Below are 14,184 nucleotides of genomic sequence, written 5' to 3'. Positions count from 1 at the left end.
TGTCGTAACCGTGCCGCGTATCGCCTACTTCGGGCCGTCGGGAACCTTCACGGAGATGGCCCTCGCCAAACTGGAGTCCACCGGAGTCTTCGATGGACCGGTCGAGCGTGTCCCGGCCCCGAGCCAGGGCGCGGCCGTCGAGCTGGTGCGGGCCGGTAACGCCACGGGCGCGGTGGTGCCGATCGAGAGCTCGGTCGAGGGCTCCATCGCGCCGACGCTGGATGCGCTGGCCGTCGGCCCGCGGCTGCAGATCATCGCGGAAACCGACCTGGACGTGGCCTTCACCATCGTGGGCCGCCCCGGCATCGAGCTCGACGAGGTGCGCCGGATCGCGGCCTATCCGGTCGCGGCCGCGCAGGTCCGCATGTGGCTGGCCGTCACCATGCCGCTGGCACAGCTGTACACCTCCGCCTCCAATGCCGCGGCTGCTGAGGACGTCGTCGCCGGGCACGCCGATGCCGCCGTCTCCACCGCGCTGGCCGGCGCCCGCCTCGGGCTCACCACCCTGGCCGACGGCGTCGCCGATGTCGATCGGGCCGTCACCCGCTTCGTGCTGGTCACGGCCCCGCGGCCGGCGCCGCCGCGCACCGGGACCGACCGCACCTCCATCGTGCTGGAGCTGGCCAACGAGCCGGGCTCGCTCATGCGCGCGTTCGCCGAATTCGCCACCCGCGGTATCGATCTCACCCGCATCGAATCCCGGCCCACCCGCACCGGCATGGGCACCTACCGTTTCTACCTGGACTGCGTCGGGCACATCGACGACGCCGCGGTCGCCGAGGCGCTGAAGGCACTGCACCGCACGGCCGCCCGGATCCGATTCCTCGGCTCCTGGCCCGCCACCGCGGCCACCGGCACCCCGCCACCGCCGGACGCACCCGGCGCGGCCTGGCTGGCCGATCTGAAGAAGGGGGTGGCCGACCTGTGACCGGCAAACTCATCCTGGTCCGGCACGGCGAGACCGAGGGCAATGTCGGCAAGATCCTCGACACCCGGCTGCCGGGCCTGCCGCTCACCGAACGCGGTGTGGCGCAAGCGAAGAGCTACGGCGCGAACCTGGCCGTCCCGCCGCAGCGGCTGTTCTCCTCGGCCGCGCTGCGCGCTCGGCAGACCGGCGGCTACATCGAGGCCGCCACCGGGGTCACCCTGGACGTGCTGGAGGATCTGCAGGAGGTGCAGCTCGGCGACCTCGAGGGGTTGAACACCCCGGCCGCGCACGAGGAATTCCAGAAGGTGTATCACGCTTGGCATTTCGGTGATCTGAGCGTCCGGGTGCCCGGTGGCGAATCCGGGGAGGACGTGCTCGCCCGCTATGTCCCGGCGCTGCAGCGACTACGCGACGACTATCTGAGCCGCCCGGACGCCCACGATGTCATCGTGGTCAGCCACGGCGCGGCCATGCGGCTGGTCTCGCGCGAATTGACCGGGGTACCAAGGCCTTTCGCCGCCAACAATCACCTGGACAATACCGAGACCATCGAGCTGCAGCCGTTCGAGGACGGCACCTGGGAGTGCACCCGCTGGGGCCGCTATCTCGCACCGTTCGGCGACGCCGTCGCGGCCGGCGGCGACGACCCCATGGGTTAGCCCGGGAATTCCGTTCGCAGCGGCAGGGATTCGATGAGATCCCGCAGCGCTGTGCGCAGCCGGGCCGGGGTGCCGCCCGCCAGCGACGTCCACTTCGTGCCGTCCGCGGCGGTGCCGGTGCAGGCGAGAAAACGGCCGTGCCGGGTGTTGTACACCGCGAGGTGGGTGCTCGCCACGTCGCGCGTGCCGTCGCCGTAGTGCACGCCGACGATCTCCGCGTGCGAATTCACCTGCACCAGAGCCGAAGCGAGGATCGGTGCGTCGCGGGCCGGTGTGCCCACCGCGGCCAGTCGGCCGGCCGTGGTGGCGGCATCGCCCGCGTCGTCGAACACGGGAGCCAGATCCGCGGTGGGCGCGTTCATTCCGGACAGTTCCAGCGCATCGGCCGGGCCGAGCGCGGCCATCACGGTGCCCGGCAGATCGTGACCGGCCGCGTCGACGACACAGGAGCCGGGGCCGCGCAGCGCCACCACCTCGATGTCGTCGCCCTTGGCCACACAGCACCGGTTGACCTGCCCCGCCACGTACCAGCGCACGGCCAGCACCCAGTGCGGCCGGTAGAGCACGCGCAGCCGTTCGGCCAGTTCCGGATGCACCTCGTCGCCGTCGAGCAGGTCACGCTCGGTCAGGGCGGCGGCCGCCGTGGCCATGGCGGTGTCGTGGTCGGCGGCATTGTCGTAGCGGCCCATGGCATCCAGCACCACGGGCAGCTCGTCGATCCCCAATGTCTCCAGGAGATACTGCATTTCGTCGAGCGACAGCGTGACCGATCGCAGCGTCGACGGCCCGCGGCCCGCGCCGAGCACGGTCACCGGTCGGCCAGTGCGTCGCCACCGATGACCGCGGGCGCGATGACCCGGCCGTCGGCGAACACCTGCACCGAGCGGCCGTAGTGGTGGCCGCGGTGGGACTCTTCCTCGTCGCTGCCCCGGGTGCCGAGCAGCGGGCTGGTTGCGGCCGACCGGACCGGCGCGGTCGCGGCCGGGGTGGTGGTCACGGTCACCGGTTCGGCGATCGGTGCCGCGGGAGGCGGTGCGCCACCGGTGTTTCCGAGACCCGCGCCCCAGCCCTCGGGCAACTTCAGTGTGCCCGCGCCGTTTCCGATGTTCACCGACGCGCCGCCGCCGGTGACGGACACCGCCTGCGTGGCCAGCGCCGCGCCGGCGGTCGAGACACCCGCGTCCGCCGTGACCGGCGGGCCGGAGGTACCGAGGCCAGGCGTTTGCGTCACCGCATTCGCGACCGCCGTAATCGCTGTACCAGCAACGTTTCCCGCGCTGGTCATACCGCTGGTGACCACCGTTCCCGCCACCTGTGCAACCTGCGACAGGGCACTGGTGACGGCCGGATTCTGCGCCAGGACGGCGGCCGCGCCGAGCGCCGCCCGCAGCGGATCGCTGCCAAGGGCGAGCGCGTCGCCACCCGCATCGGCCGAGCCCGCGCCCACGGCGATGGGTGGCGGCATCAGGAACTGGCCGGGCGTGGCCACCATCGAACTCGTCGCGGCCTCATAGGTTTCCATCACCAGCGCGGCCCGGATGTCCAGCGCCAGCTTGGCCGCCTCGGCTGCCTCCGCGGTGCCGTTGAGCGCGCCGCCGCTGGAATACGCGGCCACCCGCGCGGTCTCCACGGCCGCGATCTCCGGCAGGCTCGGCATGGCGAGGGAGGCCACGGTGTAGGCGGTGGCATTGGCGGCGGCCTTGCCCGCCATCACGCCGGCCATGACGGCCTGCTGTTCGGCCCATACGGTGAAACCGCCCAGCCGGGCCAGCACGGCGAGCCCGTTCAGTCCTTCGAGACCGGCCCCGATCTCGGCCATCACCCGCGTCACCGTGGTGGTGGCGTCCACCCAGGAGGCGGTGAGCGCGCCCCAGGCGCTGCCCGCGGCCGCGATCGGAATGGCGTGCGCCCCGGAATCGAGGCAGAGGGAATTGAATTCGGCCATCCGGGGCAGCCAGAACACCCCCGTGATTCCCAGCGTCATGGTGCGTCTCCCCTCTAGACCTGGATCGCGGCGATATCGGCCGCGCGCACGGCGTCCTGGGCCAGGTACTGGGCCAGCTGGCTGCGCAGGGTGGCGGCGGCATGATGCAGTTCGAGAATGCCCTGGGCGACCGAGTGGTCGTGGGTGAGCGCGGCATTGTTGAAATGCGCCGCGGCCAGGAAGGACACCTCTTCGGTGCCGGACGGAAGCACATGGGTGGCCGGACCCGTCGCGCTCGCGGCCGCGGCGAGGCGTTCGGCGAGCAGATCGAGTTCCAGGGCGGCCGCGAGGATCACCTCGGGCTGCACCAGCACGTGGCCGACCATGATCGAGCTCCCTTCTCCGTTCCACCCCGGCTGTGAGGATTGGACGCGGAGGTTCGCCGATCGGTTCCCGATGCCGCTGGTCAGCCCCAGCCCAGCTGATGCAGGCGCTCGTCGTCGATCCCGAAATAGTGCGCTATCTCGTGAATCACGGTGATCGCCACCTCCTCGACCACCTCTTCTTCGCTGTGACACATCCCGAGGATGGCCTCGCGATAGATGGTGATGGTGTCCGGCAGCGCGCCCCCGTAGTGGCTGTAGTCCCGGTCGGTGAGGGCGATGCCGTGGTAGAGACCGAGCAGGTGGGGGTCCTCGTCGCTGCGCGGCTCGATGAGCACCACCACATTGTCGATCGCCTGTGACAACTCTCGCGGAATCAGATCGAGGGCGTCGCCGACCAGTTCCTCGAAGCGGTCGTCGGACATGGAGACGGGCATGCCTACAGCTTCCGCCGCATCACCGTGGCTGGGGGATGACCGGCGGGGCCGCGCCGGGCAGCGGCGGCGGGGTGTAGCGGCCGTTGTTGGGCGGCGGCACGGGGGCCTGGCCGTCGATCTGGATGTCGCCCTTGGCCGATCCGGTGATGGTGGCGAAGCCCTCCTGATCGGCGCCCTTGCCGACCATGCAGTTGAGGCTGCGGGAACCGGCCAGCCAGCTGCGCGCGTCGAGCGCGTCCCAGAACAGGGTGAGGGTCTTGTTGCGCAGTGCGTCGGGGGCGCCGAGGTAGTCGCCGGCGTCCTTGGCGCACTCGTCCTCCATGAACTTGTCCTGGTCGTCCTTCGAGGGCGGGCCGCCGTTGAAGTGGGTGGCCAGGTCCACGGTGGAGACGATCTCGAAGGCGTGCGGCTGGGTGCAGTCGACCGGATCGGTGGGCAGGTTGGACTTGATGCCGATGCAGGTGCCGAGGTCGTAGACCTTCGACTGGTTGATGTCGCGCACGCTGCCGGTGATGGGCTTGGTGGCGAGGCCCTGGCTGCCGGAGACCTGCAGGCCGCAGCGCAGCGTCCGCTCGCCCGCCTTCCAGCCCGCCTCACCCGGATTGATCAGGCCGACAACGAATTTGCCGCGCGGGTCCAGGCGGCCGCCGAGGTATTCCTGGGCGGCGCTGACGCAGTGCTCGTCGCGCAGCTCGGAGAAGCGTAGCGAGTCCGGGAAGCGGGAGCCGGGCCCGAACTCCTTGCCCGGGTACTTGCTCAGGTCGATGTCCGCGGTGACCTCGAACAGGTGCTTGCTGGCGCAGTCGACCTTGGTGAGGTCGCCGGCGTTGGCCTTGGACCAGGTCAGGCAGTCGCCCTCCCGGGCGGTGCCGAAGGCCGCGCCCGCGACCGCGCCGGTGGGCTGGGCGGCCCCCGGCGCGTGCGCCTTCACGCGATTGGAGTCGAAGCCGTTGGAGACGAACATGGTGATGAGTACGGCCAGCGTGACGCCCACCGCCATGGCCAGCAGTCCCCACCGGACCGTCGACGCCGAGAGCGGACCGTTCTGGTCCAGCTTGGATTCCATGGCGCGGAACGGCGTCAGCAAACGATCCAGCGCCGTCGGTTTCCGACGGTTCGGCGGCCCGGGACGCTGCGAGGACGGAGGCGCGGGCCACTGCGGAGGCATCTTTTGCTCAGGCATCGCGACTGAGCTTAATTGCCTCCGCTTCGCTCCGGCGGGTTCGCGGCCGAGGCGCAGGTCTATGGAGCCGGAAGCTCGGTTCTTTCCTTCTCCGCTCCTCCGCTCCTCCGCTGCAAGCGCGGGGCGGCGGAGCGCCGTCCAGAATCGAGCCGGGCCGCGAACCTTCGGGTGCTGTTATTGCGGCGTTCAGCGTGCAGTACGGGTCGTCACGACAGGATCAGGTCCGCCGCCTTCTCACCGATCATGACCGCCGGGGCGTGGGTATGGCCGCGGGTGATCACCGGCATGACCGAGGTGTCGGCCACGCGCAGGCCCTCGATGCCCCGCACCCGCAGTTCCGGATCCACCACGCTGGATTCGTCGCGGCTCATGGCACAGGTGCCGACCGGGTGGTACAGCGTGTGCGAGTGGTCCTCGAGGCAGTGCCGCAGCATCTCCTCCATCGGGGTGTCGGAGGGCACGGCGGGCTGCATGAGCTCGCCGATGTGCTCCTTCAGCGCCGGCTGGTTCGCCAGTTCGGTACAGATGCGCAGGCCGGCGAGCAGGGCGGCGCGGTCGGCGGGCTCGGCGCAGTAGCGCGGGTTGATGCGCGGCGCGGTGAACGGGTCCGGGGAGGTGAGGGTGACGCTGCCGATGGATTCCGGCTTGAGCAGCACGGCGGCGAAGGTGAGCGCGTGCCCGTCCGGATCACCCAGTCCCTCGGCGATATACGGCGCGGGCGCGAAGATGAGTTCCAGGTCGGGCAGGTCGAGATCCTCGCGGCTGCGCGCGAACCCGTAGGCCTCACCGATGTTCGAGGTCAGCTGCCCGCGCCGCAGCACCAGGTAGTTGGCGAGCTCGAGCAGGTTCTTGTCCGCGCCGTAGAGGCTGCCCCCGCTGGTGCGGTAGATGATGGGCGCGGCCAGGTGGTCGCGCAGGCCGCGCCCGACCTCGGGCAGGTGCTGCACGACGGGGATTTCCAGCTCCTGCAACCGGTCGCCGTCGCCGATGCCGGAGAGCATGAGCAGTTGCGGGCTGTTGATGGCGCCGCCGGACAGGATGATTTCGCGCTTGGCGGTGATCTGCTTGGTCTCGCCGCCGATCCGGAATTCCACTCCGGTGGCGCGCTTGCCCTCGAACAGCACCCGGGTGACGTGCGCGTCGGTGATGACGGTGATATTGCGTCCCTGCTGGCGCGCCGGCCGCAGGTAGGCGTCGGCGGTGCTCCAGCGCGCGCCGCGCTTCTGGGTCACCATGGTCTGCGAGAAGCCTTGTGGCCGATCCTGATTCGCGCGTTCCACCGGGTACCCGGCTTCGGTGGCGGCCTGCAGGTAGGTGTGGGTGAGCGGGCGCGGGCTGCGCTGGCGGGAGATGTGCAGCGGTCCCTTGCGGCCTTCACCGGGCTCGCCGGCCTCCTCGACGGCTTCCATTCGCTGGAAGATGGGGAGCACCTGCTCGAAGGACCAGCTCGGTCCGGCGTAGCGGGCCCATTCGTCGTAGTCGGCGGCGAAGCCGCGCACCCACATCATGGCGTTCATGGAGGAGGAACCGCCGAGCATCTTGCCGCGCGGCCAGTAGACGCGCCGGTTGCTGAGCTCGGGCTGGGGTTCGGTGCGGTAGTTCCAGTCGTTGGGGCCCTGGAACAGCTGGTTGAACGCCGCGGGAATGTGGGCGAATTTGTCGCTGTCCTCGCCGCCGGCCTCCAGGACCACGACGCTGACGCCGGGTCGCTCGCTCAGTTTCGCGGCCACTGCGGCCCCCGCGGATCCGGCTCCGACGACCACGAAATCGGCGGTGTGCGGGGTGTATTGGGGCATGCTCACTCCTTGGAAAGACCACGGCGGAGCCGCTGCCGGACTCCCTGCCGTCCCATGCCGCTAACCCTAGGGTGGATATCGGCCGGTCGTGGGGTGGATCGGCGGGATCGGGGGCGAAACCGCGCCGATCAAGATCGAATACCGAGGCCGTGGACCTACACGAAATCCACTGGCGGTCGCCTACTAGGCTCAATGGCCATGATCGACCTTCGATTCCTGCGGGAAAACCCGGATGTGGTCCGTGCGTCGCAGCGCGCTCGCGGTGAGGACCCCTCCCTGGTGGATGCCCTGCTCGAGGCGGATGCCGCCCGCCGCGCCGCGGTCGCGACGGCCGACAATCTGCGCGCCGAGCAGAAGGCCCTGGGCAAGAAGGTCGGCAAGGCGTCCCCGGACGAGCGTCCGGCGCTGCTGCAGCTGGGTCAGGAACTGTCGGCGAAGGTGAAGGAGGCCGAGGCCGCCGAGACCGCCGCGGACGCCGACCTCGACGCCGCCCAGCGCGCGCTGTCGAATGTGGTGCAGGAGGGCGCGCCCGCCGGCGGCGAGGACGACTACATTGTGCTCGACACCATCGGCACGCCGCGGGAGTTCGATTTCGAGCCCAAGGATCACCTGGACCTGGGTGAGTCGCTGGGCCTGATCGACATGGAGCGCGGCGCGAAGGTGTCGGGCTCGCGCTTCTATTTCCTCACCGGCAACGGCGCGCTGCTGCAGCTGGGCCTGCTGCAGCTGGCCGCGCAGAAGGCGGTGGCCAACGGGTTCACCATGATGATCCCGCCGGTGCTGGTGCGCCCGGAGATCATGCAGGGCACCGGGTTCCTGGGCCAGCACTCCGCCGAGGTCTACCACCTGGAGGACGACGACCTGTACCTGGTCGGCACCTCGGAGGTGCCGCTGGCGGGCTATCACTCGGGCGAGATCCTGGATCTGAGCGCGGGCGCCAAGCGCTACGCCGGCTGGTCGTCGTGTTTCCGCCGGGAGGCGGGCAGCTACGGCAAGGACACGCGCGGTATCATCCGCGTGCACCAGTTCGACAAGGTGGAGATGTTCGTCTACACCACCCCGGACCAGGCCGACGCCGAGCACCGCCGGCTGCTGGCCTGGGAGCAGGAGATGCTCGCCGCCATCGAGGTGCCCTACCGGGTGATCGATGTGGCCGCCGGCGACCTGGGCAGCTCGGCCGCCCGCAAATTCGATTGCGAGGCTTGGGTTCCCACGCAGCAGACCTACCGCGAGCTCACCTCGACCTCGAATTGCACGACGTTCCAGGCGCGTCGGCTGAGTGTCCGGTACCGGGACGAGAACGGCAAGCCGCAGATCGCCGCCACCCTGAACGGCACTTTGGCCACGACTCGGTGGATTGTCGCTTTGCTGGAGAACCATCAGCAAGCCGATGGTTCGGTGCGGGTGCCCGCTGCGCTGGTGCCTTTCGTGGGCACCGACGTGCTGGTACCTCGCTGAATATTCGCTACTCGGCGTGGCTTATTCCGTCGGTTGTGTCTACTGGTGGCAGGGCTTGTGTCTAGGCTAGGCAGCGTGCGAGGAATCGGGTCCCGCGGCGATACCCGGACCCGGGTACGGGCGGCGTCGGCGCTGGCGACGGCAATGGTCATGGCTCGGACCACCGGGGCGTTCTACGTCATGGGCGGGGTCCTGGGCCTGGTTCTGACTGCGGTCGCTCCGGGTAACGAGGGCAATCGGCCGCTGGTGGGTGCGGCGGCGTTCGTGGCGCTGCTGCTGGGTATCAGTCTGCTGATCTGGGGTCCACGGCTGCCGCATTCGGTGCATCACGCGTATGTGGCGACCGCGACCGTGCTGGTGACCGTTGCGGTGCACTGGTTTCCGAATACGGTCGGCGCGATCAGTCTGGCGGCGTTCTATGTGTTCGTCGCCTGTGATGCCGCCATCTTCTTCTCCTGGCGCTGGCTGGGCGGGCACATAGCGTTCGCCATCGTCTGCTGTCTGTGGGTGGTGCCGTCGCGCGGGTTGCCGTGGTGGTCGGGCATCATTCCGGCGGGTATCACTTTCGGAATCGGCATCGTGGTCGGCATTTTGACGCGCATGGCGTCGGACGCCGATATCGATGTGCTGACCGGGCTGCTGAACCGGCGTGGTTTCGATCGAGCGCTGAGCAATGCCATCGCGCACGCCACCCGCACCGGCCAGGGCCTGGCCCTGGTGCTGGTGGACCTGGACCGCTTCCAGAAGATCAACGATCACCTCGGGCACCGGGCCGGTGACGCCGTGTTGCAGCGGGTGGCCGACTCGTGGTCGAAACTGCTTGCGCCGGAGCAGCGGCTGGCCCGCTACGGCGGTGACGCGTTCGCGCTGCTGCTGCCCGGGACCACCGAGCAGGCCGCGATCCTGCTGACCGAGGAGCTGCGCGCGGCCGTCACCACCGGCTGTTCCGCGGGTGTGACGTCCTGGCAGCCGGGCGAATCCGGGTCGCTGCTGGTGTCGCGTGCGGATGTGGGCCTGTACCGGGCCAAGCAGGCGGGCCGCAATCGCACCGTGCTGGAGTCCTCGCGGCAGCTGCCGCTGGCGGTGGAGCTGCGGGAGGCCATCGATCGCGGCACCCTGGACGTGCAGTATCAGCCGATCGTGAGTCTCACCGACGGCGCGACCCGCGCGGTCGGCGTGGAAGCGCTGCTGCGCTGGTCTTCGCACGCGCAGCCCGATGTGACCACCGAGGGGCTGATCCGGGTCGCCGAGGAATACGACCTCATCTCCGATCTGGACGAGCTGGTGCTGCGGCGGGCCTGCGCCGATGCCGCCCGGTTGCAGGAGACCTTCGCCCAGCTGGATCTGACCCTGAACGTCAATGTGAGCGGGCTGGAGCTGGCCGAAACCGAGTACGCCGACCGGGTTTCCGGCATCCTCGCGGAAACCGGCTGGCCCGCCGAGCAACTCGTGCTCGAGGTGACCGAGAGCGAGCTGGCCGCCGAATCCGAGACGGCCATCACGAACCTGCACAAGCTGCGCGAGTTCGGCGTCCGCATCGCCATCGACGATTTCGGCACCGGCTACTCCTCGCTCAGCCGGCTGGCCACGCTGCCGTCGGACATCCTCAAGGTGGACCAGTCCTTCGTGGCGTCCATCCAGTCGGATTCCCCCGCGCCGCCGCTGCTGGGCGTGATCGCGGCGCTGAGCAAGTCGCTGGACCTGCAGGTCATCGCCGAGGGCGTGGAGACCGAATACCAGGCAGCCGTGCTCACCGAGCTCGGTTTCGCGCTGGCCCAGGGCTACCACTACAGCGATTCGCACCCGGTGTCCGAGCTCATCAACGACCTCAATGACCGGCACGGCCTGGTCGGCGCGGCGGTGTCGGAAGGCGAGCCGTCGACCAATGGCTGGGTACCGCTGGACAATCCGCTTGACGGTGGGGCGCCCGGCGCGCAGGGTTGATCCCATGCGGCTGCTCATCTACGCCTGTTGATTCGTACTCCGTAGTGCGCTGCCCCGGGCGCACGCCGAGCGCGTGGGCTCTACACGCGTACCGCTCCACTCGATACGGGTACCAACCGACTCGATACGCGCGCTGACGCTGCGGGCGATGCTGTTCGCCGTCACGGCGGACCTGATCCCGCTCTACGCGATCTACGCGCTGCTGTTCGCCGACCACGGCCTGAACGCGGCGCAGATCTCGTCGCTGTTCGCCATCTGGTCCGCGACCTCGTTCCTGCTGGAGATTCCCTCCGGCGCCTGGGCCGATACGGTCTCGCGGCGCGGCCTGCTCGTGCTGTCGGGTGCGCTGCTGGCGGCGGGCTTCGCGGTGTGGACCCTGTACCCCTCCTACCTGGGATTCGCCGTCGGCTTCGTGCTGTGGGGTACTTCGGGCGCGCTCCGCTCGGGCACCTTCGAGGCGCTGATCTACGACGACCTGCACGCCCGTGCCGCGCCGGCCGGATACCCGCGGCTGATGGGCCATGTCCGCGCCGCCACCGAATCGGCAGCGCTGGCGGGCATTCTGGTCGCGGCCCCGCTCTACGCGTGGGGCGGCTACGCGCTGGTCGCCTGGTCCAGCGTTGCGATCGCCGCCGTGCACACCGCCACCGCGGCCCTGCTGCCGACCGCGCCGAAGTCGGTGTCCGCGGCGGAGGTGGAGCAGCTCGAAGACCCGGACGGTGGTGTCGAGGCCCCGGATACCGACGCTGCGGACTCGGATGACGGTGTGGCCGAGCAGGAGCCGGACAGCGCACGACCGGATGACGGTGACCCCACCTCCGAAACCCGCACGGCTGAACCGGAATCCAGCGGCTACCTGGCCATGCTGCGCGCTGGTATGCGAGAGGCCCTGCGGGTGCGGGTGATTCGGCGCGGGGTCATCCTGGTGGCGCTGCTGAACGGCATCACCGCGTTCGACGAATATTTCGCCCTGCTGGCCGACCACGCCGGCGCCGGGCCGTCGCTGGCCGCGATCCTGGTGGGTGTCACGGTAGCCGGAGCCCTGGCCGGCGCGACGCTGGCGGGCCGCACCGAGGGCATATCCGCCCGCGTGATGGCGTCGGCGCTGGCCGTGGCGGGGGTCCTGTTCATCGGTGGTGCGCTGCTGGCGGGTAGTGCCGCCGGCCACCCGGGGGCCCTGTATGTGCTGACGGCCGTGGGCTTTTCGGCGGTGGGCGTCGCCTACGGCATCGACTACAACGCCGATGTCATCGCCTCGGCCCGGCTGCAGGACGCCATCTCGGGCCCGGCCCGTGCGACCGTGACCTCGGTGTCCGGTTTCGCCACCGAGATGATCGCCCTGCTGGTCTTCGTTTTCGCCGCGGTGGCCACGACCTGGCTGTCCTTGCCGGTCATGGTCGCCCTGCTGGGAGTGCCGCTGCTACTGGCCGCGGTCCTGGTCCCCACCTGGCTGCCCCGAGCGGCAGCGGGCTCGGATCTGGTGCCGGGGCCTGCTGCACGAGATTCGGAGCAGCTCTGATCCGGAGCGGCAGGGCGGCGGCGGGTAGCGCCCGACCGTGGTTGCGGGTCGTCCTGTGCCGGAACGGGATCCGAGCGCAGCGCGGCGTGGCGTGTCGGAGCGACGCGCGACATGATCTGGTCGGCAGGCTCTATGCCGGGAAAGGCGGGGACAATCGGGCGGTGGCGATGCGGCAGTGGGCGGGGTTGGGGTTCGGGGGGTCCATCGGCGCGGCCGTGGCCCTGCAAGCGCGGATCAATGGGGAGCTGGGGCAGCGGCTGGGCGATGGGATTGCGGCGGCCACCATCAGTTTCGGGAGTGGATTGCTGATCCTGGCCGTCGTGTTCGCGGGCAGCGGGCGCCTGCGGGCGGGGGTCGGGCGGGTGCGGGCCGCGCTCGATACGGGGGAGCTGCGATGGTGGCAGCTGCTGGGTGGGCTGTCGGGCGCGTATTTCGTTGCGTGTCAGGGGCTCACGGTGGCGACCATCGGGGTGACGGCGTTCACGGTGGCTGCGGTGGCCGGGCAGTTGGTGAGCAGTCTGGTGGTGGATCGGCTGGGTTGGGGTCCGGGCGGACCGACGCCGGTGACGGCCGGGCGGATCGGTGCGGCGGTGCTGGGGCTGGTCGCCGTGCTGCTCGCGGTGATCGGACGGAGCGGCACCGGCCCGGCCGGCGGGCATTCGACGGCCTCGATGCTGCTGGTGGCGTTACCGCTGGTCGCCGGCCTGCTGGTGGCTTGGCAGCAGGCGGTGAACGGCCGGGTGGGTGCGGTCGGCGGACCGCTGTCGGCGACGCTGGGCAACTTCGCGACCGGCACGGCGGCGCTGGTGGTCATCGAGGCGGGAGTGCTGGTCCGGCGCGGTGGTCTCGGGCCGCTGCCGAGCGAACCGTGGCTGTATCTCGGTGGCCTGATCGGCATTTCGTTCGTGGCGCTGGCGGTGCTGGTGGTCCGCTGGATCGGGGTGCTGCTGCTGGGCCTGACCTCGGTGGCGGGCCAGCTGCTGGCGTCGCTGGTGCTGGACGTGGTGGCGCCGACCGGGGTCGGGCTCTCGGTGTCGGCGATCATCGGCTGCGTGCTGACCTTCGTGGCGGTCGCCGTGGCCGCCCGATCGCGCGGATGAGATCTGTTCCCCGGATTCGTAATTCGCTGTCCACATGAGTGTGCGATGGTGCGGTCATGGCTATCGACTACGTGGTGTGGGTCGCGCGTCTGGTGCTGGCCGTGGTGTTCGGCCTGTCGGCGTGGGGAAAGCTCGCCGATGGGCCCGGCACCCGGAAGGCGGTGGGGGAGTTCGGGATCCCGCTGGCCTGGATACCCGCGGTGGCCTGGGCGCTCCCGGCGGTGGAGGCCGTGGTGGCGGTGGCGCTGCTGCCGCCGTGGACCGCGGCCGGTGCGGCGCTGGTGGCGATACTGCTGCTGGGCATGTTCACCGGTGCGGTGGTGCGCCTGCTGCGCCAGGGAAAACGCCCCGTCTGTTCATGTTTCGGAGCCGCCAGCGCCGCCCCGATCGGGCGAGGCACGGTGGCGCGCAATATCGTGCTGATCGTCCTGGCCGGCGTGACGGCCGTGGCGACGCTGGCGGAGCCGCGGGTGCCCGGCGGTCTGCCGGTGGACCATGTGGTCGCGATGGGGGTGGCGGCCGGATTCGGTGCGGTGCTGGTTTCCCTCTGGGGTGAGCTGCGAGCCCTGCGCCGCCGCCTGGACGAGAAGGGGCTGCCGCCGGGTGTGGTCGCGCCGGAATTCGAGGTGCTGAAGTCCGCGGGCGCCCGGGCCGGAGACCGCGTTGCGGTATCGCGTGCGCGAGACGCCCTGAGGCGTCCGCGGCATTGAGCAGGGCCGGTGGCGGGGGCGGGCCCCCGCGGCGGGCGCCCCCCCCGCCGACCCCAGAAGTAGAAGCGCGCGCGGGGGGGGGGGGGGGGAGGCGGAGGGCCCCAAGGACAAACCAACCACCACCCACCAGGAAAAAAAAAAAA

13 protein-coding genes are annotated in these 14,184 nt (G+C 70.3%); 7 read left to right on the top strand and 6 right to left on the bottom strand.

Going from position 1 to position 14,184, the window contains the following annotated elements:
- Positions 1-10: 10 nt before the first annotated feature.
- The gene (gene pheA / locus ACFXKA_RS18495; protein WP_379428170.1) at positions 11-928 is read left to right on the top strand and encodes a prephenate dehydratase; all 918 of its coding nucleotides are present in this window, start codon (positions 11-13) and stop codon (positions 926-928) included.
- Positions 925-1,587: a histidine phosphatase family protein gene (locus ACFXKA_RS18490; RefSeq protein WP_379428169.1), complete on the top strand. Its 663-nt coding sequence runs from the start codon at positions 925-927 to the stop codon at positions 1,585-1,587. The genes pheA and ACFXKA_RS18490 overlap by 4 nt, the downstream gene beginning before the upstream one ends.
- Here the strand turns inward: ACFXKA_RS18490 and ACFXKA_RS18485 are convergent.
- The 6 genes from ACFXKA_RS18485 to ACFXKA_RS18460 all read right to left on the bottom strand — a co-directional run bounded on the left by ACFXKA_RS18485 (position 1,584) and on the right by ACFXKA_RS18460 (position 7,310).
- Complete coding sequence (locus ACFXKA_RS18485; RefSeq protein WP_379428168.1) at positions 1,584-2,399, bottom strand: ESX secretion-associated protein EspG; 816 nt, start codon at positions 2,397-2,399, stop codon at positions 1,584-1,586. The genes ACFXKA_RS18490 and ACFXKA_RS18485 overlap by 4 nt on opposite strands.
- Positions 2,396-3,571: a PPE domain-containing protein gene (locus ACFXKA_RS18480; protein ID WP_379428167.1), complete on the bottom strand. Its 1,176-nt coding sequence runs from the start codon at positions 3,569-3,571 to the stop codon at positions 2,396-2,398. Before ACFXKA_RS18480 ends, ACFXKA_RS18485 begins: the two co-directional genes overlap by 4 nt.
- Before the next feature lie 14 nt (positions 3,572-3,585).
- A complete protein-coding gene (locus ACFXKA_RS18475) occupies positions 3,586-3,897 on the bottom strand; it encodes a PE family protein (RefSeq protein WP_379428166.1) in 312 nt (103 codons plus the stop codon).
- A gap of 80 nt (positions 3,898-3,977) precedes the next feature.
- Positions 3,978-4,331, bottom strand: a complete 354-nt coding sequence (locus ACFXKA_RS18470) for a metallopeptidase family protein (protein ID WP_354847565.1) — start codon at positions 4,329-4,331, stop codon at positions 3,978-3,980.
- 19 nt (positions 4,332-4,350) lie between these two features.
- Entirely contained in the window at positions 4,351-5,397 is a 1,047-nt protein-coding gene (locus ACFXKA_RS18465; RefSeq protein ID WP_354847568.1) for a septum formation family protein, read from the bottom strand.
- Positions 5,398-5,720: 323 nt separating this feature from the next.
- The gene (locus ACFXKA_RS18460) at positions 5,721-7,310 is read right to left on the bottom strand and encodes a GMC family oxidoreductase (protein ID WP_379428165.1); all 1,590 of its coding nucleotides are present in this window, start codon (positions 7,308-7,310) and stop codon (positions 5,721-5,723) included.
- A 198-nt stretch (positions 7,311-7,508) separates the two neighbouring features.
- On the opposite strand from ACFXKA_RS18460, the gene serS reads away from it, so the two are divergent.
- The 5 genes from serS to ACFXKA_RS18435 all read left to right on the top strand — a co-directional run bounded on the left by serS (position 7,509) and on the right by ACFXKA_RS18435 (position 14,041).
- Positions 7,509-8,768, top strand: a complete 1,260-nt coding sequence (gene serS, locus ACFXKA_RS18455; protein WP_379384708.1) for a serine--tRNA ligase — start codon at positions 7,509-7,511, stop codon at positions 8,766-8,768.
- A gap of 75 nt (positions 8,769-8,843) precedes the next feature.
- Complete coding sequence (locus ACFXKA_RS18450; protein WP_379428164.1) at positions 8,844-10,712, top strand: putative bifunctional diguanylate cyclase/phosphodiesterase; 1,869 nt, start codon at positions 8,844-8,846, stop codon at positions 10,710-10,712.
- Positions 10,713-10,860: 148 nt separating this feature from the next.
- Positions 10,861-12,231, top strand: coding sequence for an MFS transporter (locus tag ACFXKA_RS18445; RefSeq protein WP_379428163.1), 1,371 nt, complete (start codon positions 10,861-10,863; stop codon positions 12,229-12,231).
- A gap of 167 nt (positions 12,232-12,398) precedes the next feature.
- Positions 12,399-13,331 (top strand): DMT family transporter, encoded by a 933-nt coding sequence (locus ACFXKA_RS18440; RefSeq protein WP_379428278.1) that lies wholly within the window; start codon positions 12,399-12,401, stop codon positions 13,329-13,331.
- Between the two features lie 56 nt (positions 13,332-13,387).
- Positions 13,388-14,041, top strand: coding sequence for a MauE/DoxX family redox-associated membrane protein (locus ACFXKA_RS18435; RefSeq protein ID WP_379428162.1), 654 nt, complete (start codon positions 13,388-13,390; stop codon positions 14,039-14,041).
- Positions 14,042-14,184: the final 143 nt, after the last annotated feature.

This window comes from Nocardia sp. NPDC059228 (assembly GCF_042754245.1).
Taxonomy (GTDB): Bacteria; Actinomycetota; Actinomycetes; order Mycobacteriales; family Mycobacteriaceae; genus Nocardia.
Note: the sequence above shows the minus strand (reverse complement) of the source record. Positions and strands in the feature narration are given on the sequence as shown.

Bases quoted from the DNA above. Each gene is read 5' to 3' on its own strand.
- ACFXKA_RS18445 (WP_379428163.1), top strand. From the start codon at position 10,861: ATGCTGTTCGCCGTCACGGCGGACCTGATCCCGCTCTACGCGATCTAC.
- ACFXKA_RS18475 (WP_379428166.1), bottom strand. From the start codon at position 3,897: ATGGTCGGCCACGTGCTGGTGCAGCCCGAGGTGATCCTCGCGGCCGCC.
- ACFXKA_RS18460 (WP_379428165.1), bottom strand. From the start codon at position 7,310: ATGCCCCAATACACCCCGCACACCGCCGATTTCGTGGTCGTCGGAGCC.
- ACFXKA_RS18470 (WP_354847565.1), bottom strand. From the start codon at position 4,331: ATGCCCGTCTCCATGTCCGACGACCGCTTCGAGGAACTGGTCGGCGAC.
- ACFXKA_RS18440 (WP_379428278.1), top strand. From the start codon at position 12,399: ATGCGGCAGTGGGCGGGGTTGGGGTTCGGGGGGTCCATCGGCGCGGCC.
- ACFXKA_RS18480 (WP_379428167.1), bottom strand. From the start codon at position 3,571: ATGACGCTGGGAATCACGGGGGTGTTCTGGCTGCCCCGGATGGCCGAA.
- ACFXKA_RS18465 (WP_354847568.1), bottom strand. From the start codon at position 5,397: ATGGAATCCAAGCTGGACCAGAACGGTCCGCTCTCGGCGTCGACGGTC.
- ACFXKA_RS18435 (WP_379428162.1), top strand. From the start codon at position 13,388: ATGGCTATCGACTACGTGGTGTGGGTCGCGCGTCTGGTGCTGGCCGTG.
- serS (WP_379384708.1), top strand. From the start codon at position 7,509: ATGATCGACCTTCGATTCCTGCGGGAAAACCCGGATGTGGTCCGTGCG.